Annotated in this window: 13 protein-coding genes and 1 pseudogene; 9 read left to right on the top strand and 5 right to left on the bottom strand. The window is 70.2% G+C overall.

The window, feature by feature from the left end; genetic code table 11:
* Nucleotides 1-4: 4 nt before the first annotated feature.
* The 3 genes and pseudogenes from WCE39_RS05940 to WCE39_RS05930 all read right to left on the bottom strand — a co-directional run bounded on the left by WCE39_RS05940 (nucleotide 5) and on the right by WCE39_RS05930 (nucleotide 3,222).
* On the bottom strand, nucleotides 5-1,555 hold the full coding sequence (locus WCE39_RS05940) for a pseudouridine synthase (protein ID WP_343275761.1): 1,551 nt from the start codon (nucleotides 1,553-1,555) through the stop codon (nucleotides 5-7).
* Between the two features lie 236 nt (nucleotides 1,556-1,791).
* A pseudogene (scpB, locus tag WCE39_RS05935) lies at nucleotides 1,792-2,337 on the bottom strand (SMC-Scp complex subunit ScpB); the annotation flags it as partial.
* 27 nt (nucleotides 2,338-2,364) lie between these two features.
* Nucleotides 2,365-3,222 (bottom strand): segregation and condensation protein A, encoded by an 858-nt coding sequence (locus tag WCE39_RS05930; RefSeq protein ID WP_343275973.1) that lies wholly within the window; start codon nucleotides 3,220-3,222, stop codon nucleotides 2,365-2,367.
* Between the two features lie 424 nt (nucleotides 3,223-3,646).
* On the opposite strand from WCE39_RS05930, the gene WCE39_RS05925 reads away from it, so the two are divergent.
* From WCE39_RS05925 to WCE39_RS05890, 8 genes are all read left to right on the top strand, one after another.
* Nucleotides 3,647-3,946 carry a YciI family protein gene (locus tag WCE39_RS05925; RefSeq protein WP_343275760.1) on the top strand — a complete coding sequence of 100 codons (300 nt, stop codon included), beginning with the start codon at nucleotides 3,647-3,649 and terminating at the stop codon, nucleotides 3,944-3,946.
* A gap of 133 nt (nucleotides 3,947-4,079) precedes the next feature.
* Nucleotides 4,080-5,117, top strand: coding sequence for a LacI family DNA-binding transcriptional regulator (locus tag WCE39_RS05920; RefSeq protein ID WP_343275759.1), 1,038 nt, complete (start codon nucleotides 4,080-4,082; stop codon nucleotides 5,115-5,117).
* 64 nt (nucleotides 5,118-5,181) lie between these two features.
* The gene (locus WCE39_RS05915; protein WP_343275758.1) at nucleotides 5,182-8,223 is read left to right on the top strand and encodes a TonB-dependent receptor; all 3,042 of its coding nucleotides are present in this window, start codon (nucleotides 5,182-5,184) and stop codon (nucleotides 8,221-8,223) included.
* Nucleotides 8,224-8,238: 15 nt separating this feature from the next.
* Entirely contained in the window at nucleotides 8,239-9,888 is a 1,650-nt protein-coding gene (locus tag WCE39_RS05910) for a glucoamylase family protein (RefSeq protein WP_449283990.1), read from the top strand.
* 6 nt (nucleotides 9,889-9,894) lie between these two features.
* Entirely contained in the window at nucleotides 9,895-11,190 is a 1,296-nt protein-coding gene (locus tag WCE39_RS05905) for a sugar ABC transporter substrate-binding protein (protein ID WP_343275757.1), read from the top strand.
* The gene (locus tag WCE39_RS05900) at nucleotides 11,180-12,058 is read left to right on the top strand and encodes a carbohydrate ABC transporter permease (protein WP_343275756.1); all 879 of its coding nucleotides are present in this window, start codon (nucleotides 11,180-11,182) and stop codon (nucleotides 12,056-12,058) included. Before WCE39_RS05905 ends, WCE39_RS05900 begins: the two co-directional genes overlap by 11 nt.
* On the top strand, nucleotides 12,055-12,891 hold the full coding sequence (locus tag WCE39_RS05895) for a carbohydrate ABC transporter permease (RefSeq protein WP_343275755.1): 837 nt from the start codon (nucleotides 12,055-12,057) through the stop codon (nucleotides 12,889-12,891). The genes WCE39_RS05900 and WCE39_RS05895 overlap by 4 nt, the downstream gene beginning before the upstream one ends.
* Before the next feature lie 122 nt (nucleotides 12,892-13,013).
* On the top strand, nucleotides 13,014-16,139 hold the full coding sequence (locus WCE39_RS05890) for a discoidin domain-containing protein (protein ID WP_452299570.1): 3,126 nt from the start codon (nucleotides 13,014-13,016) through the stop codon (nucleotides 16,137-16,139).
* Nucleotides 16,140-16,232: 93 nt separating this feature from the next.
* Here the strand turns inward: WCE39_RS05890 and pgl are convergent, their stop codons facing one another.
* The gene (pgl, locus tag WCE39_RS05885; protein WP_343275754.1) at nucleotides 16,233-16,970 is read right to left on the bottom strand and encodes a 6-phosphogluconolactonase; all 738 of its coding nucleotides are present in this window, start codon (nucleotides 16,968-16,970) and stop codon (nucleotides 16,233-16,235) included.
* A gap of 56 nt (nucleotides 16,971-17,026) precedes the next feature.
* Complete coding sequence (locus WCE39_RS05880) at nucleotides 17,027-18,406, bottom strand: GH1 family beta-glucosidase (protein WP_343275753.1); 1,380 nt, start codon at nucleotides 18,404-18,406, stop codon at nucleotides 17,027-17,029.
* 118 nt (nucleotides 18,407-18,524) lie between these two features.
* Here WCE39_RS05880 and WCE39_RS05875 point away from each other — a divergent pair, with 118 nt between their 5' ends.
* Nucleotides 18,525-19,655, top strand: a complete 1,131-nt coding sequence (locus WCE39_RS05875) for an ABC transporter ATP-binding protein (RefSeq protein ID WP_343275752.1) — start codon at nucleotides 18,525-18,527, stop codon at nucleotides 19,653-19,655.
* Nucleotides 19,656-19,660: the final 5 nt, after the last annotated feature.

The raw sequence follows: 19,660 nt of genomic DNA, 5'->3' as shown, positions 1-19,660 counted from the left end.
TTCCTCAGGCGCCGCGCCGCCCGCCACCGCCACCGCCGCGGGGCCCACGATTGCCGCCCGGGCCCGCGGGGCGGCCGCCACCCGGGCGCCCACCCGCCGGGCGTCCGGCGCCGGGCTTGCCGCCGCCCGGCCTGCCGGCACCGCCGGGCTTGCCGCCAGGCCTGCCCGCACCGGCGGCGCCGCCCGGACGTCCACGTCCCGCGCCGGGACCACGGGGACCGGCGCCCGGCGTTGCATGGTCGGAGGGGAACACCGGCGCATTGCCATAGGGGCTGCCGGCGCGCGCGGGCCGCCCCGTGCCGCCAGGGCGACCGCCCCCCGGCTTGCGGCCGGCGGGCTTGCCTGCGCCCGGCCCCGCGTTGCGGTGCCCGGTCGGGCCGGTGTCGACGCCATCGGGCACGTACCAGCTGCGGAACGCGGCCGGGTTGCCCTCGGGCAGGGCACGCTTGTCCTTGCGCTGCTTCAGCGGGTTGTGCGACTGCCGCGCCGCCGCCTCGCCGGTGACCGTGAGTCCGCCCGAAGGCTTGCGCTGGCCGCGGCGGCCGCGGTCTTCGCGGACGTGGTCGAAGCGGCGCAGCTCGCGGCCTTCATCGGCCGTGGTGTGGCCACCGACATAGCCGTGGCTGCGGTGCTGGCCACCCACCTGCACGGTGGACTTGGCCGCGCGGCGCTGGCCGATCACCGGCTGCAGCGTCAGCGCGGCCGGGGCGCCGTCCTCGAGCCCGAGCTTGCTGCGCAGGGACTGGACCCTGTCATCCACCATCTCCTGCGATTGCCCGCGCAGCAGCGGCTGCGGCAGTTCGACCGGCCCGTAGCGGACGCGCTTGAGGCGGCTCACCTGGCAGCCCTGCGACTCCCACAGGCGGCGCACTTCGCGGTTGCGGCCTTCCTTCAGCATCACCTGGAACCACTCGTTGGAATCGGTGCCGCCGATGCGCTTGATGTCGTCGAACTTCGCCGGGCCGTCGTCCAGCGCGACGCCGCGCCGGAGCTGGTCGACGACGCCTTCCGGCACCGTGTCATGGCCTTCGGGGGCGCGCACGCGGCACACGTATTCGCGCTCGAGTTCGAACGAGGGATGCATCATCGCGTTCGCCAGCTCACCGTCGGTGGTGAGCAGCAGCAGGCCGGTGGTGTTGATGTCCAGGCGGCCGATCGCGATCCAGCGCGCGCCCTTCAGCGCGGGCAGGGAGTCGAAGATCGTGGGCCGGCCCTCGGGGTCCTCGCGCGTGGTGACTTCGCCTTCGGGCTTGTTGTAGAGCAGCACGCGCGCCGGTTCGGTCAGCGCGCTGGCAACGAAGGTCTTGCCGTCGAGCTCGACGCGGTCGCCGCCGCCGACGCTCATGCCGACCTGCGCGGTTTCGCCGTTGACCTTCACCAGGCCGTCCGCGATGCGCTGTTCGAGCGCGCGGCGGGAACCGAGGCCGGCCTGTGCCAGCACTTTGTGCAGGCGTTCTTCAAGGCGCGGGGCATCGGTGTCGGCGGCGGGATCGTTGCCCGCGGTGGTGTTGCGCTTGAGCGACAGCTTGCGGCCGCCCGTCTTGTCCTGTGTCATTCCTGTTCCACTCCGGTGCTGTCGCCGTCAACGGCGAGGGCATCTTCTTGTTGTTGTGCCGCGTCGTGCGGCAGGCGTGATCCGGCGTCCGTGGCGTCCACGGCTCCGGCGGTTTCGGTGTCGGTTTCGGTGTCGATTCCAGTTCCAGTTCCAGTTTCGGTTCCGGTGGCGATGTCGCCGACCGGCATGGGCTCGCCTTCGCGGTCGGCGGCATCCTTCGCTTCCGGCTCGAAGCGTAGCTGCGGCTCCAGCTCGCCGAAATCCTTCAGCTCCGACAGCGGCGGCAGTTCGTCCAGGCGCTTGAGGCCGAAGTAGTCGAGGAAACCCTTGGTGGTGCCCAGGAGCTCCGGCCGGCCGGGCATGTCGCGGTGGCCGACCACGCGGATCCACTCGCGCTCTTCCAGCGCCTTGATGATGTTGCTGTTGGTGGCCACGCCGCGCACCTGTTCGATCTCGCCGCGGGTGATCGGCTGGCGGTATGCGATCAGCGCCAGGGTCTCCAGCGTGGCGCGGGTGTACTTCACCTGGCGTTCGGTCCACAGGCGCGCCACCCAGGCGTGGACGTCGGCCTTGACCTGATAGCGCCAGCCCGAGGCGACCTCGACCAGCTCCACGCCGCGATCGGCGGCATCCTGCTGCAGCGCCTCGAGCGCCCGCGCCACGCCACCGTCGGGCGCCGGCTCGTCCAGCGGGAACAGGCCGTTGAGCTGGACCACCGTCAGCGGCTGGCTGCTGGCCAGCAGGGCGGCCTCGACGATGCGTTTGATCAGTTGTGGATCCATGTGCGTCCTGTTGCGGAAGGCGCTGCGTCAGCGTGCCGCGGGGGCATCGTCCGCGGCAGCGCCGGGGGCGTCGTCGAATTCGCTTGCGAACTCCAGAGGCGGGTCGTCGGCACGGGCCACGGCCAGCGATTTGACGTAGATCGGCCCGAGGGCCTCCTCCTGCACCACTTCGAGCAGCTGCTCCTTGGCGAGCTCGAGGATCGACAGGAAGGTCACCACCACGCCCAGCCGGCCTTCGCGCGCCTCGAACAGCTGCTCGAAGCGGTGGAAGGCGCCGTCGCCCAGGCGCGAAAGCAGCTCGCCCATGCGCTGGCGCACGCTCAGCGCCTCGCGCTTGATGGCATGCCCGGTGAACAGCTCGGCGCGCTTGAGCACGTCGTGCAGGGCCATCAGCATCTCGCGCAGGTCCACCGGCGGGGGCAGGCGCACCTCGGCGCGCTCGGGGACATGCGCGCTGGCGATGCTGGTGTCGCGGTCCTGGCGGGGGAGGGTGTCGATGTCCTCCGCGGCCTGCTTGAAGCGCTCGTATTCCTGCAGCCTGCGGACGAGGTCGGCCCGCGGGTCGTCCTCCAGGCCGTCCTCCGCGGGCGGCCGCGGCAGCAGCATCCGCGACTTGATCTCGGCCAGGATGGCGGCCATGACCAGGTATTCGGCGGCCAGTTCGAAGCGCAGCTCCTGCATCACGTCGATGTAGGCGACGTACTGGCGCGTGATCTCGGCCACCGGAATGTCGAGGATCTCGAGGTTCTGGCGGCGGATCAGGTACAGCAGCAGGTCGAGCGGCCCTTCGAAGGCCTCGAGGATGACCTCGAGCGCGTCCGGCGGGATGTACAGGTCCTGCGGCACCTGGAGCAGCGGCTGGCCGTGCACCATCGCCAGCGGCATTTCCTGCTGCAGCGGATGGCTCCCGGACGCGTGGGCGTCGGGCGCGGTGGCGGCGGCGGTGTGTGAACCGGCTTGGGTCATCGGGTCGCGGCCCCCTCCGGGCCACTGGAACTGTGGGACGTCACGCACCGGGCTCCGGCATGGAACCGCGGAACACGTCTGTGCAGCGGAAGCCGCGGGTAGTGCAGCCTGACCACTCCGGCCGGGCGCGACGGCGGGCGCCGTGGCGATGCGGTGGCAGTGAAGTCATGGGCCGGCCGGTGGGGGCAGGACGGGCCGGGATCGCGCCGCCGCTGCGTTCCGGCATCCGGAACCGGGCTTCAGGGTACGGGCAGGGAATATGGATTGTCCAGCCTGCGCTGTCGCGGCTTCATCGCCGGTTGCGGCTAGGATGTCGGCCATTGCCGCGAGTGGAGCGTGACCGATGTGGTATGCGATCGAAGGGCGTGACGGCCCGGACGTGCTGGACAGGCGGGCCGCGGCGCGCGGCGCGCACCTTTCGCGACTGCACGCGCTGCGCGACGAAGGCCGCCTGCTGGTGGCCGGTCCCTGCCCGGCGATCGATTCCGAAGACCCGGGGCCGGCCGGCTTCAGCGGCAGCATCGTGATCGCGCGCTTCGAGTCGCTGGACGCGGCGAAGGCCTGGGCCGACGCCGATCCCTATGTCGAAGCGGGCGTCTACGGCAGCGTCGAAGTGCGTCCGTTCCGGCGCGTCCTGCCCTGAACCCCGCGGTCGGGACGCGTCCGTACGCCGGCCGCGGCACGCGGCCCGCTGCTGCGGCGCAGCACGCGCGGCCTTTGCCGGCGCGGGATGTAAACGTTTACATTTGATCCGGTCCAGGCAGGGGCGAGGGTCGATGGCGATCACGATCAAGGATGTCGCGCGCGAAGCCGGGGTGTCGGTGGCCACCGTGTCGCGGGCCGTGAACGGCCAGGGCAGCGTTGCCCCCGCCGTGCGCGAGCGCGTGCTCAGGGTCGCCCGCGAACTCGACTACGCCCCGCACCAGGCCGCGCGTGCACTGAGCAGCCGGCGCACCCGCACCGTGGGCGTGGTGCTGCCGGACCTGCACGGCGAGTTCTTCTCCGAACTGATCCGCGGCATCGGCCAGGTGGCGCGCGCCAATGGCCTGCACCTCCTGGTGTCCAGCGACCACGGCGACCCGGCGGAGCAGGGCGCGGCCCTGCAGGCGATGCGCGGGCGCGTCGACGGCGTGCTGGTGATGGCGCCGACCGACGAGGGTTCACGCTTCCTTGCCGGACACCTGACGCCCGCGCTGCCCGCCGTGCTGATCAATACCGTCGACCCGGGTGGCACATGGCCTGCCGTCGCCGTGGACGGCTACGCCGGCGCGCGGGCGATGGTGCGGCACCTGGTGGCCAACGGGCATCGCCGGATCGCCTTCGTGTCCGGCCCGGCGGACAACCATGACGCCCGGGAGCGCCAGCGGGGCTACGGCGACGAACTGGCCGCCAGCGTTCCCGGCGGCATGCCGCGGGTGCTGCCGGGCGATTTCGGCGAAGCGTCGGGCGCGCGCGCTGCCAGCCAGCTGCTGGGGGAAGGAGGCCTGCCGGACGCGGTGTTCGCCGCCAACGATGCGATGGCGGTCGGCTGCCTGCAGGCCTTCGCCGCGGCCGGCATGGACGTGCCGGGCGACGTCGCGCTGGCCGGCTTCGACGACATCCCCCTGGCGCGCTACGTCCATCCCGCGCTCACCACCATGCGGGTCGACATCGCCGAGCTGGGCGGGCGTGCGCTGACGGCGCTGCTGGAGTTTCCGGGGGCGGATTCCGCGCGTTCCGCCACCGCGCCTGGCGCCGCGCTGTCGCCGACCCTGGTGGTGCGTGCGTCCAGTGCTGCACGCCGCATTCACGCTCTTTCCCATGACAGTTCCTGAACATCCGCTCGCGGCCGCGGCCGCCGATCGTCAATCGCCAGACCGCCCTGGGAGGGGACACGCCATGAACCAGCATCACAACCAGCCGCGGAACCGCGGCCCGCGACGCTCGCTGCTCTGCTGCGCACTGGCCGCGGCCATGCTGCTGTCCGCACCTGCCATGGCCCAGTCGACCAGCGCCACGCTGCGTGGCCAGGTCATGGTCGATTCGGCGCCAGCGCCGGAGGCCACGGTGACGGTGACCAATACGGCAACCGGGCTTACGCGCAGCGTGCAGGCCAGCAACGGCAGCTACAGCCTGGCCGGCCTGCCGCCAGGCACCTACCGGGTCGAAGTGCAGGCAGGCGGCCAGGCCAGCAGCCAGGACGTGTCCCTGCGCATCGGCCAGACAGCGACGCTCGACCTGCAGGCGGGCGGCGTCGCCGAAGCCGCCCCCGCGGACGGAATGACGGAGATGGAGACCGTCAGCGTCACCGCGCCGGCATTGCTAGAGGCACGCACCTCCGAGGTCGCCACGTACGTCTCGCAACGCCAGATCGAGGCGCTGCCCCAGGCCTCGCGCAACTTCCTCGCCTTCGCGGACACGGTGCCGGGAATGATCTTCGAGACCGGGTCCGACGGCTCCACCAAGCTGCGCGGCGGGGCCCAGAGTTCGAACGGCATCAACGTCTTCATCGACGGCGTCGGCCAGAAGAACTACGTGCTCAAGGGCGGCGTCAGCGGCCAGGACTCCACCAGCGGCAACCCCTTCCCGCAGCTCGCGATCGGCGAGTACAAGGTGATCACCTCCAACTACAAGGCGGAATACGACCAGATCAGCAGCGCCGCGGTCACCGCGGTGACGCGCTCGGGCAGCAACGAGTTCGAAGGCAGCTTCTTCCGCGACTACACATCCGACACCTGGCGCTCGAAGACCCTGCGCGAGGAGGTGGACGGCGCGAAGGTCCCATCGAGCGAGGAGCAGTACGGCATCGCCTTCAGCGGCCCGATTGTCCGCGACCGGCTGTTCTTCTTCGTCACCTACGAGGCCAAGGAAATCGACCGCCCGCGCGACGTCCGGATCGGGGACACGGCCTTCAATCCGGCGCACCTGACGCCGGAGCTCGCCGCCAACCTCGGGTCGTACACCGCCCCGTTCCAGCAGGACATGTATTTCGGCAAGCTCACCTGGTATGCCAGCGACGACCACATGCTCGACCTGTCGGTCAGGCGCCGCGACGAAGAGGAGCTGCAGGGAATCGGCGACGGTCCCAACACGCCTTCGTACGGCTCCAGCAAGACCAACGACAGCACCCGCATCGACCTGCGCTGGCAGTGGACCGGTGATACCTGGATCAACGACTTCCACCTGACCTCGGAGGACGATTTCTGGAGCCCGCGGCCGATCACCATCGGCCCCGGTCTGGACATCCGCAACAACCTGGTCAGCCAGGGCGACGGCAACACCATCCTCAACCTGGGGGGCGGCCGCGATTACCAGAACAAGGGACAGAAGGGCCATTCGCTGCAGAACGACTTCACGTTCACCGGATTCGAGGCGCACACGATCAAGGCCGGCATCAAGCTGAAGTCGGTGGATGTCGAATCGCTGGAGCAGCAGCCCTACAACGCCCAGTACCGGGTGGACTACTACGAGAACCTGGCGGCCGGGCGCACCAGTGTCGACGCGTTCGTGCCCTGGCGCGTGGAGTTCGGCGCGCCGCTGGGCGGCGTGGACGACCGCGCGGTGCGTTCGGACAACAGGCAGTTCGGCATCTACCTGCAGGACGACTGGCAGGTGAACGAGAAGCTGATCCTCAACGCCGGCATCCGCTACGACTACGAGGAGACGCCCGCGTTCGAGGACTTCGTCACGCCCGCGGACCTGGCGGCCGCCCTCAGGGCCTGGCCGAACCTGCAGGGGCCGAATGTCGACTACGACATCGAGGACTACATCAGCAACGGGCGCAACCGCAGCCCCGACAAGGACAACTGGGCGCCGCGGCTGGGCTTCTCGTACGACCTCTTCGCCGACCAGCGCCACGTGCTGTTCGGCGGCATCGGCCGGTCCTACGACCGCAACCTGTTCGACTACCTGGCGCTGGAACAGACCAAGAACACCTTCCCCGGCTACACCTATTTCTTCGACACGCCGGCACATGACTGCTCGGCGGCGGGACCCACGTGCTTGGAGTGGGATCCGGCGTACTTCGACATCCAGAACCTCTACGCGCTGGTCGCCGACAATCCGAACCTGGGTGCCGAGGTCAACCTGATCAACAACGACCTCGAAACGCCGTACTCGGACCAGCTCAGCATCGGCATCCGCAACAGCTTCACGCTGGGCGGAAACGACTGGAACACCTCGACCACGCTCGCCCACGTGCGCAGCTACGAAGGAATCCTGTTCACCCTCGGCAACCGCTGGCCGGACGGCAGCTTCCGCGACCCGGCCAATCCCGACGCGACCTGGGGCGGGCAACCCTGGGGGCAACCGATCCCCGGCTACGGCACGCTGATCATCGCCGACAACGGCATCGAGACGAAGTTGAACTCGCTGCTGTTCTCGCTCGACAAGCCCTTCACCAGCGAGTCGCCCTGGAGCCTGACGGTCGCCTACACCTACAGCGACGCGAAGGAGAACCGCTTCAACGCGGCCAATGCGGACGAGCACTACCTGTTCGACGCCCCGGACCTGGCCGGGCAGAGGTTCCTGACCGCGGTCGGCGTGCCGAAGCATCGCCTGGTCGCGACCGGCATCGCGGAGTGGGCCGGCGTCACCTTCTCCAGCAAACTGACGCTGGCGAGCCCGTCGCCGAAGGACTCGGTCAACTGCTACGACGTCGACGTCCCCGGCAACTGCTATTTCGACGAGTTCATCCCGGATGGCTCGATCGGCTTCAAGCAGTTCGACATCGCGATCCAGAAAGTCTGGGAGACCGGCACCGACATCAGGTTCCGGGTCCGCGGCGACGTGCTCAACGTGTTCAACTGGCAGAACCACATCGACTACAACACCGGCCGCGGCAATCCGGGGAATCCAGACCCTGAATTCGGCCGCCGCAACGGCAACAGCACCGTGTGGCCGCCGAGGATGTTCAAGCTGTCCCTGGGCTTCGACTGGTAGGAGCCGATCCAGGCAATGCGAGCCAACCGATTCCATCGTCTGAAATGCGTCCTGCCCCTGTTTGCCGTGCTTCTGTTCGCGGCTTGCGGGCGGGACGCGCCGGAATCGGAGGTGCCGCCGCCGCGGCCGGGGCCGATCGAGGAGGTCGTGGTGACCGCGCCGCCGCCCGACGCGCAGCCGCCGGCGGCCGGGCAGCTGCCGCCGCTGTTCGACGACATCGAGAAGCGCACCTTCCAGTTCTTCTGGGACACCACCGACGAGCGCAACGGCATGACGCCCGACCGCTTCCCGTCGCGTCCGTTCGCAAGCGTGGCGGCGATCGGCTTCGCGCTGACGGCGTATCCGATCGGGATCGAGAACGGCTGGATCAGCCGGCGCCAGGCGGTCGACCGGACCCTGCTGACGCTGGAGTTCCTGCTTGAATCGCCGCAGGGGCCGGAAGAGACCGGCACCATCGGCCATCGCGGGTTTTTCTACCACTTCCTCGACATGCGCAGCGGCCACCGCTACGAGCCATGGGTGGAGCTTTCAAGCGTCGACACCGGCCTGATGATGCTGGGCGTGCTGTTCGCGCAGAGCTATTACGACGGCGACGATCCGCGCGAGCAGCGGATCCGCGAGGTCGCCGACGAACTGTACCGGCGCATCGAGTGGCCCTGGCTGCAGCAGCGGCCGCCGCTGGTCTCGATGGGCTGGTATCCCGAGCGCGGCTTCATCGAGCACGACTGGACGGGTTACGACGAGGCGATGCTGGTCTACATCCTGGCGCTGGCCTCGCCCACGCATCCGATCGAAGCGGAGGCCTGGAAGGCCTGGACGCGAACCTACGACGACAGCTGGGGAATCTTCCAGGGCCAGGAGTACCTCAGCTTCGCGCCGCAGTTCGGCCACCAGTACACGCACGCCTGGATCGACTTCCGCGGCATCCGCGACGCCTACATGCGCGGCCGCGGCATCGACTATTTCGAGAATTCGCGGCGTGCCACCTACGCCCAGCGCTCGTACGCGATCGAGAACCCGTTGGGCTGGAAGGGCTATGGCGCCGACATCTGGGGCCTGACGGCGAGCGACGGGCCGCAGCGCACCGACCAGGAGTACGACGGCGTGATGCGCGAGTTCCGCCATTACAGCGCTCGCGGTGCCGGCATCGCGGTCGCCTTCGACGACGGCACGATCGCGCCGACCGCGGCGATCGCCTCGCTGCCCTTCGCGCCCGAGCTGGTGATCCCGGCCACGCAGGCGCTGGTCGAGCAGCATGGTGAATACCTCTACTCCAGCTACGGCTTCCTGGATTCGTTCAACCCCAGCTTCGATTACGACATCCCGCTCAAGACCGGGCGCATCGTCCCCGGCAAGGGCTGGGTGGCCAGCGACTACATCGGCATCGACCAGGGACCCATCCTGATCGGCATCGCCAACTACCGGCACGAGTTCGTCTGGAACGTGATGAAGCGCAATCCATACATCCGCGCCGGCCTGGAGCGCGCGGGCTTCACCGGCGGCTGGCTCGCGGAGCTGCAGGCCCAGGACGAGGCTGCAACGCGCGCGGGGGCGGAGGCGCCGAACGGGGCCGCCACCGGCGAAGGCGCGGCGGGCGAGGGCGCCGCGGATGCCAGCCTGGTGCCGGCAGGCCGCGATGCGCCGCCTTCGCCGCCGGCCGGCTGAGCGGGGATGGCGCGGTTCCACACCGGCCTCGCGGTCGTCCTGCTGCTGGCGGCGGTGGCCGGCCTGGCGGCAGGCTGCGCGCGCGAGGCTGGCGACGCAACGACCACGGTGCGCTTCTGGGCCATGGGCCGCGAAGCCGAACTCGTCGCGCAGCTGCTGCCGGATTTCCAGCGCGAGCACCCGCGCGTGCGCGTCGAGCTGCAGGCGGTGCCCTGGAGCGCGGCGCACGAGAAACTGCTTACCGCCTATGCCGCCGACGCCATGCCCGACCTGCTGCAGCTGGGCAACACCTGGATACCGGAGTTCGCCGCGCTCGGCGCGCTCGAGCCCCTGCAGGCGCGGATCGATGCCTCCGGCACGATCGATCCGGACGACTATTTCCCCGGCATCCGCGACACCAACGTCATCGACGACACGGTGCTCGGCGTGCCCTGGTACGTCGATACCCGGCTGCTGTTCTACCGCAAGGACATCCTGCGCGACGCCGGCGTTGCCGCGCTGCCGCGCACCTGGGACGAATGGGCGGCGGCGATGGCCGCGGTCAAGCGCCATGTCGGGCCGGGCCGCTACGCGATCCTGTTGCCGCTCAACGAATTCGAGCCGCAGCTGTCGCTGGCCCTGCAGCAGCCCGATCCGCTGCTGCGCGAGCGCGGCACCCGCGGCAATTTCGACAGCCCCGGCTTCCGCGATGCGCTGGCGTTCTACGTGCGGATGTTCGACGAGGGCTGGGCGCCGGTGCTTTCCGAGACCCAGATCTCCAATGTCTGGGACGAGTTCTTCCGCGGCTACAACGCGTTCTACCTGTCGGGGCCATGGAACATCCGCGAGTTCCGCAGGCGCGCGCCGGCGGAGCTTGCGGACGCGTGGGGGACGATGCCGCTGCCCGGCCCCGACGGACCGGGTGCGGGCATCGCGGGTGGGACCAGCCTGGTGCTGCCGCGTGGCGGCACGCAGGGCGATGCCGCGTGGCTGCTGGTGGAATACCTCTCGCGGCCCGGCGTGCAGCGCCGCTTCCACGCTCTCAGCGGCAACCTGCCGCCGCGCCGCAGCGCCTGGGAGCATCCTGAACTCGCCGGCGATCCACTGGCGGCCGCGTTCCGCGACCAGCTGGAGCGCGTGGAGCCCACGCCCAAGGTGCTGGAGTGGGAGCGCATCGCGCAGGAAATGCGCCTGGTGACCGAACGCGTGGTGCGCGGCGGGCTGGCGCAGGACCAGGCCGTGCGCGAACTGGATGCCAGCGTCGACGCCATCCTCGCCAAGCGCCGCTGGATCCTGGCGCAGGAGCGCGTTGATGCGCGCTGACGCCGCGGGCTGGGTCTTCGTGGCGCCGGCGCTGCTGGTGCTGGGCGTGTTCTTCGCGCTGCCGGTGGCCTCGGCGCTGCTGCTGAGCCTGACCGACTTCGACCTCTATGCGCTGGCCGACCCGGAGAACCTGCGCTTCGTCGCGCTCGACAACTATATCGACCTGCTGCGCACGCCGATCTTCTGGAAGGCGCTGTGGAACACGAGCTACTTCGTGGTGGTCGGCGTGCCGCTTTCAATCGCGGTGTCGCTGGCCGCGGCGCTGCTGCTCGACTCGCAGCTCGCGCGCGGAAAGGCGTTCTTCCGCACCGCGCTGTTCGCCCCGGTGGTGACCACGCTGGTCGCGGTGGCGGTGATCTGGCGCTACCTGTTTCACACAAGCTACGGCCTGGTGAACTGGGCGCTGGGACACATCGGCATCAGCCCGGTCGACTGGCTGGGCGATCCGCTGTGGGCGATGCCGACGATCATCGGCTTCGCGGTCTGGAAGAACTTCGGCTACAACATGGTGATCCTGCTCGCCGGCCTGCAGGCGATTCCGCGCGAGCTCTACGAGGCTGCGCGCATCGACGGGGCCTCCACCTGGCGGCAGCTGGTGCACATCACCCTGCCGTCGCTGGGGCCGGTACTGCTGGTGGTGGCGGTGATCACGGTGTCGGGCTATTTCCAGCTCTTCGCCGAGCCCTACGTCATGACCCGCGGCGACCCGCTGCAGTCGACCGTGAGCGTCCTGTATTTCATGTTCGAGGAAGGTTTCAAATGGTGGAACCTCGGGCGCGCGTCGGCGGTGGCCTTCATGCTGTTCCTGGTGATCCTGGGCGTGACCACGCTGCTGCTGCGCGCCGGGCGCCGGCGGGACCTGGTATGAGCCGGTCGGTCGGTGGCACGCGGCTGGACGCGCTGCTGGTCAACGGCGCGCTGCTGCTGTTCGCGCTGCTGGCGCTGGCGCCGCTGGCGTGGATGGTCTCGGTGTCGTTCATGCCGATGGGCGAAGCGAGCCGCTTCCCGCCGCCGCTGCTGCCCGCCGCGACCACGCTGGACAACTACCGCGAGCTCTTCGCGCGCACCGGCTTCGGGCGCGCCTTCGCCAACAGCCTGGTGGTGTCGCTGGCGATCACGCTCGGCTCGCTGGTGGTGAACACCGCCGCCGGCTACGCCTTCGCCAAGCTCCGCTTCCGTGGCCGCGAGCGCCTGTTCCAAGTGTTGCTGGCGGCGCTGGTGGTACCGGCCCAGGTGGCGATGCTGCCGCTGTTCCTGCTGATGAAGGAGCTAGGCCTGGTCAACAGCCTCGGCGGCGTGGTGGTGCCGGCGCTGGCCGGCGTGTTCGGGATTTTCCTGGTGCGCCAGTACGCGCGCTCGATCCCCGACGCGCTGGTCGAGGCCGCGCGGATCGACGGCGCCGGCGAGGTGCGCATCTTCGTGCAGGTGGTGTTGCCGATGCTGAAGCCGGTGCTGGTGACGCTTGCGATCTTCACCTTCATGGCGGCATGGAACGACTTCATGTGGCCGCTGATCGTGCTGGCCGAGCAGCAGCAGTACACGCTGCCGGTGGCACTTGCGGCACTGTCGCGCGAGCACATCATGGACGTGGAGATGATGATGGCCGGCGCCGTGGTCACGGTGCTGCCGGTGCTGCTGCTGTTCCTGGTGCTGCAGCGCTGGTACATGCAGGGGCTGCTCATGGGCAGCGTGAAAGGTTGAGGAGGATGGAGACGATGGCTTCCACGGTGTCGGGCGGCTGCGGAGGCGGGCATGAGCGCGGGCGCGGCCAGGGAAAGAGGCGCCGGCGCGGGGACGCCGGTCGCATCGCGAGGGTGGTGCTGCTGGCGGCAAGCGTGGCGATGGGCCCGGCCGCGGCGCAGGAAGCGCTGTCTGCGAGACTCCTGGACGGCTTCGAGGACGCGGGCGCCTGGAGCACCGTGGCATCCGACCAGGTCAGCGCCTCGATCCGGGTTGCCGGGGGCGACGAAGGCCGCGCGCTGTGCCTGGACTACGACTTCAACGGCGTCTCCGGCCATGCCGGCATCGAACGCCCGCTGCCGCTGGAGTATCCGGAAAACTACCGCTTCGACCTGCGCCTTCGCGGCGATGCACCCGCCAACGACCTGCAGTTCAAGCTGGTGGACGCCAGCGGCGACAACGTGTGGTGGGTCAATCGGGCCTCGGTCGAGCCGCCCGCCCGCTGGACCCCGACGCAGTACAAGGCGCGCCACATCGGCAAGGCCTGGGGCCCGGGCCCGGATCCCGTGCTGCACGCCAGCGCGAAGCTGGAGCTCGTGGTCTACAACCGCGTCGGTGGCCGCGGCTCGGTGTGTTTCGACGAGCTCGTCTTCAGCGAACTTGCACCCGCCGACGACAGCCCTCTGGCGGCGACCGCGCTGGCCACCGCGGGCGACGCCGGCGCCGCGGTCGATGGCGATCCATCCAGCGCCTGGCGCGCGCCGGTGGTCACGGGCGGGCAGCGCCTGGTGCTCGACCTCGGCAGCGTCCGCGAATTCGGTGGCCTGGTGCTCGACTGGCTGCCAGGGGCGCAGGCCGCGCGCTACCGTATCCAGCTGTCAGCCGACGGCGTCGCGTGGCGGGATGCGCGCGACGTGGCCGACGGTGACGGCGGCCGGGACTGGATCGCGCTGCCGGAATCCGAAGCGCGCTACGTGGCGCTGGATGCATTGGCCGGTCCGGGACCGGAATTCGCGCTTGCCGAAGCCACCGCCAGACCGCTGGGCTTCAGCGCCCACCCGAACGACTTCGTACGCGCCGTGGCCGCGGACCTGCCGCGCGGCCGCTATCCGCGCGGCTTCAGTGGCGAGCAGCCGTACTGGACCATCCTTGGCCTGGACGGCGGGCTGCAGCAGGGCCTGATCGGCGAGGACGGCGCGGTCGAAGTGGGCCGCGGCGGCTTCAGCATCGAGCCCTTCGTGGTCGCCGGCGGTCGCCTGGTCTCCTGGGCGGACGCCGCACCCCGGCAGTCGCTGCAGGACGGTTACCTGCCGATCCCGAGCGTGGACTGGCGCCACGACGGGTTCTCGCTGCGGGTCACCGCGTTCGCCGCCGGGGAGCCGGCGCGCTCGCAGCTGGTGCTGCGCTACCACCTGGCCAATACCAGCGGGCGCGCACGTGAGCTCCAGCTGGCGCTGGCCACGCGACCGCTGCAGGTCAATCCGCCGTCGCAGTTCCTCAATACCGTCGGCGGCGTCAGCCGGATCAGCGGCATCGCGGTCGACGGCGGCATGGTGTCGGTGGCCGGCGTGCCGCGCGTGTTCGCCAAGCAGGTGCCCACGGCCTCGTTCGCCTCGGCCTTCGACGCCGGCGATGTCGTGCAGCACCTGGCCGCCGGCAAGCTGCCGTCGACCATGCGCGTCATCGACGACCCGACGGGCCTGGCCTCGGCGGCGCTGGTCTATCGCATGAAGCTGGGGCCGGGCGAAGTCGGCAGCGTGGACGTGATGGTGCCGATGACCGGCGGCAGCGGCCCGGCGCGGCGCTGGTGGGACGGGGAAGAGTTGCAGCACCGGGTCGCGGCCGACTGGCGCGGCCGGCTCGACCAGGTGCAGCTGGACCTGCCGCCGCAGGGCCGTGCACTGGCGGACAGCCTGCGCACCGCGCTCGCGCACATGCTGATCTCGCGCGTCGGTCCGCGGCTGCAGCCGGGAACGCGCTCCTACTCGCGCAGCTGGATCCGCGACGGCGCGATGATTTCCGAAGGATTGCTGCGGATGGGGCGTGCCGACGCCGTACGTGATTACGTCGAGTGGTACGCGCCCTTCCAGTTCGACACTGGCAAGGTGCCGTGCTGCGTCGACGACCGCGGCAGCGACCCGGTGCCGGAAAACGACAGCCATGGCGAATTGATCTTCAACATCGCCGAGTACTGGCGCTACACCGGCGACCACGCCTTCCTCGAACGCATGTGGCCACGCGTCCTGGCCGCCCACGAATACATGGAGGCGCTGGCGCTGAGCGAACGCAGTGAAGCCAACCGCGCCATCGATCCCGCCTTCTTCGGGATGATGCCGGCCTCGATCAGCCACGAGGGTTATTCGGCCAAGCCCATGCACTCGTACTGGGACAACTTCTGGGCGCTGCGTGGCTACAAGGACGCGGTGCACGTGGCCCGGGCGCTGGGCAAGGATGCCGACGCAGCGCGCATGGCCGCATCGCGCGACCGCTTCCGCGCCGACCTGCTGGCTTCGCTTGACGCCGCCGCTGCCCGCCACGGCATCGATTTCCTGCCCGGCGCGGCCGAACTGGGCGATTTCGACGCCACCTCGACCACGATTGCGCTGGCGCCGGGAGGCGAGCTCGCCCACCTGCCCGCCGATCGCGTGCGCAACACTTTCGAGCGCTACTGGCGCGAATTCGCCCAGCGCCGCGACGGCGAGCGCGAATGGAAGGACTACACGCCCTACGAATGGCGCAACGTCGGCGCCTTCGTGCGCCTGGGCTGGCGCGAACGCGCCTGGGACGCAGCGCAGTGGTTCCTTGACGATCGCGCGCCGCCGGCCTGGAACCAGTGGGCCGAGGTGGTCACGCCGACGCCGCGCAAGCCGTTCTTCCTGGGCGACCTGCCGCACGCGTGGGTGGCGTCAGACTTCGTGCGCTCCGCGCTGGACATGTTCGCCTACGCACGCGAGTCCGACGACAGCCTGGTGCTGGCCGCCGGCGTGCCTGCCGCCTGGCTCGACGACGGCGTGGGCGTGCGCGGCCTGGACACGCCACGGGGCACGCTGGCCTATTCGCTGCGCCGCACCGCGGACGTGCTGGTGCTGGACCTCGAAGACGGGCTGGAGCCACCGGCCGGTGGGCTGGTGCTGCCATGGCCGTGGGCCAAGGGTGCGCCCGGCGCGACCACCATCAACGGACGTCCGGCCTCGTGGGAGGGCGGCGAGCTGCGGATCATGCAGGTGCCGGCGCGGATCGAAATAGGAGGTGCAGCAAGCGGGCGCTGACGACGGGCGCCAGCGCAATGGCGCGCCCGGCCGCGCCATTGCGTGGCCGCCGCGCGTCGGTATCCCGGACGCTCTGCAGCTGCCGATACCCGCTCAGGGGCACCAGAGGATCCGCAGCGGCGCGCCGGGCGTGAGGAAGGCCATGCGCACCGGGAATTCCATCGGGTCGTCGCCGCCCAGTACGCGGTCGAGGAGTTCGCGCTTGCGCGTGCCGCGGATCAGCAGCAGCCGCGTGTGCGCCGGGGCCAGGCCCGCGGGCGTCAGGCTTATGCGGCGCGTCCACGGGCCCGCGCCCGGGCAGCCGGTGGCATCCACGGCGACGTAGGGCCGCGGCGAGGCGAGGGCGGCGGCCAACCCGGCCATGTCCGGGAACAGCGAACCGACATGGCCGTCCTGGCCCATGCCCAGCACGACCACTCCGGCCGGGTGCGCGGCATGCATGTTCGCGGCCGTGACCGCGTCCTCGATGCTGCGCCCCGGGCGGGTGATCGACTCGAAGCGCGCGGCGACGGCGCGGTCGGCGAGCAGCGACTCCCGCACCAGGCGCGCGTTGCTGTCGGGATCGTCGGGCAGCAGCCAGCGTTCGTCGACCAGGGCGACATCGATCCGGCCCCAGTCCAGCGGGGCGCGCGCAAGCGCGGCGTAGGCGGGCGCCGGCGTGCGCCCACCGGACAGCAGCAGGCGCGTCCTGGGTTCGGCTTCCAGGCTGCGGCGCAGGGCCGCGGCCAGCGTCACGGCCGCCGCCCAGGCCCACTGCGTGCTGTCCTGGAACGCCTGGAACTCGACCCCGTCGCGCGGTTCGATGCCCCCCTTGGCGCCGGTCGCACTCATCCGGCGGCTCCCCGGCGCTGGCTGGAAAATGCATGCATGCCGTGCGCCGGGATCCTCTAGTAGGGAAGCGGGTCGGAGAGCGTGCGTCCGTTGCTGGCGATCACGTCGGAATACCAGCGCGCACTGTCCTTGGGCGTGCGCTCCTGCGTGCCGTAGTTCACGTGCACGATGCCGAAGCGCTTCGAGTATCCGAGCGACCACTCCAGGTTGTCCAGCAGCGACCACGCCATGTAGCCGCGCACGTCCACCCCGGCATCGATCGCGTCGCGGATCGCGCCGATGTGCTTGCGCAGGTAGTCGATGCGCAGCGGGTCGCGCACGCGGCCACCCTCGGCCGTGGGCGGGTCGAAGAAGGCGGCGCCGTTCTCGGTGATGTAGACCGGCAGCGCGCCGTAGGTGTCCTTGAACCAGACCAGCAGGTCGGTCAGGCCCTGCGGGAACACTTCCCACGAGGTCTCGGTATAGGTGCCCAGCGGCTGCCGCACCACGCTGGTCTTCAGCGGGTAGCTGTCGCCGGCGGCGGTCACGCTGCGGGTGTAATAGTTGATGCCGACGAAGTCCAGGGGCTGCCGGATCAGCTCGAAATCCTCCGCCGGCCAGTCCGGCCAGGCGTCGCCGAAGATCTCCTTCAGCTCCGGCGGGTAATGGCCGAGCAGCGCGGGGTGCAGGAACTGCTCGTTCATGTACGCATGCGCGCGGCGTACGGCCGCGGCGTCCTCGGCCGAGTCGCTGGCCGGGTGCTTCGGCTCGATGTTCACCACCAGGCCGATCTCGTGCTTGCCCTCCGCGCGGTAGGCCTGCACGGCCGCGCCATGCGCGCGCATCAGGTTGTGCGCGGCGATCGGTGCTTCGTAGCGGCTGCGGTGGCCGGGCGCCAACGCGCCGTGCAGATAGCCGCCGTCGGTGACCACCCAAGGCTCGTTGATCGTGGCCCACTTCTTCACCCGGCCGTCGAGCGCGCGGTAGAGCGTCGTGCCGTATTCGGCGAACCAGTCGGCGCAGTCGCGGTTGAGCCAGCCGCCGCGGTCGTCCAGCGCCGCGGGCAGGTCCCAGTGGAACAGGGTGGCCAGCGGCTCGATGTCGTTGGCCAGCAGCTCGTCGACCAGGCGCGAATAAAAGTCCAGGCCCTTCCGGTTGACGCGGCCGGTGCCCTCGGGATGGATGCGCGACCAGGACACGCTGAAGCGGTAGGCCTTCAGGCCGAGCTCGCGCATCAGCGCGACGTCGTCCTTCCAGCGGTTGTAATGGTCGCAGGCGACGTCGCCGGTATCACCGTTGAGGGTCATGCCCGGCGTGTGCGCGAAGCGCGTCCAGATGCTGGGGCCGGCGCCATCGGCCAGCGGCGAGCCTTCGATCTGGTGTGCGGCGGTGGCCGCGCCCCAGAGGAAACCATCGGGGAAAACGGGGTCGCGAGCAGGACCGGCGGAATCGGACATGGGGCAGGGGGCTCCGGGAGGGTCGGCGCGCAGGAATGCGCTGAAAACGGTTACATTGCGAGGATAACGCACAGGCCCCGCTGTCGCATCGACGGGGAAACCCGGAGTGGGAGTGGCGGTGGCGCAGGTCAGGCTCGAACAGGTCCGCAAGGTCTATCCCGACGGCTTCATCGCCGTCCACGACGCGAGCTTCGAAGCCGGCGACGGCGAGTTGCTGGTGCTGGTGGGACCTTCCGGCTGCGGCAAGTCGACCCTGTTGCGGATGATCGCCGGCCTGGAGACGGTCGACGGCGGCACGATCACCATCGGCGACCGCGTGGTCAACGACGTCGCCCCGCGAGACCGGGACATCGCCATGGTGTTCCAGAACTATGCGCTGTACCCGCACATGAGCGTGTCCGGGAACCTGGCCTTCGGCCTGAAGCTGCGCGGCATGGGCAAGGCGGAGGTCGCCCGGCGGGTCGCCGGCGCCGCGAAAACCCTGGGCCTGGAAGACCTGCTCGAGCGCAAGCCGGCGGCGCTTTCGGGCGGCCAGCGGCAGCGGGTGGCACTTGGACGTGCGCTGGTGCGGCAGCCGCAGGTCTTCCTGCTCGACGAGCCGCTGTCCAATCTCGATGCCCGCCTGCGCGCGGCGATGCGGGTGGAGATCGCGCGCCTGCACCGCAGCCTGGGCACCACCATGGTCTACGTGACCCACGACCAGGTTGAGGCGATGACCCTGGGCCAGCGCATCGTGGTGCTCGACGGTGGCCGCATCCAGCAGGTCGACACGCCGATGGCCCTGTACGAGCGGCCGGCGAACCTGTTCGTGGCCACGTTCCTGGGGAGTCCGGCGATGAACGTCATCCGGGGCCGCCTGGAGCGCCTTGGCGATGCGCCGGCCCTGTTGGGCGATGGCGACCTGTGCGTGCCGCTGCCGGGGCTGCGCGTCCCCGCCGACTGGGAGGGCCGGGAGCTGGACATGGGCCTGCGGCCCGAGCACCTGCTGCGCGCCGGCGATGCCGTCGATGGCGATGTCGATATGGGGGTCGTCTTCGAGGCGCGGGTGGACGTGGTCGAGCCGGTGGGCAGCGAGGTCTTCGTCAACCTGGACCTTGCCGGGCACGCGCTGGTCGCACGGCTGCCGCCCGGCGCTCTCCCGCGTGCCGGCCAAGCGCTGCCGCTGCGGGTGGCCGTCGGGCAGCTGCATTTCTTCGACCCCGGCGACGGGAGGCGGCTGGATCCGCTGGGGGACCTGCAGCATCGTTGAATGAC

The sequence above is a fragment of the Luteimonas yanweni genome (assembly GCF_039548475.1).
Taxonomy (GTDB): domain Bacteria; phylum Pseudomonadota; class Gammaproteobacteria; order Xanthomonadales; family Xanthomonadaceae; genus Luteimonas.
This window is presented reverse-complemented; position numbering and strand designations above follow the sequence as displayed.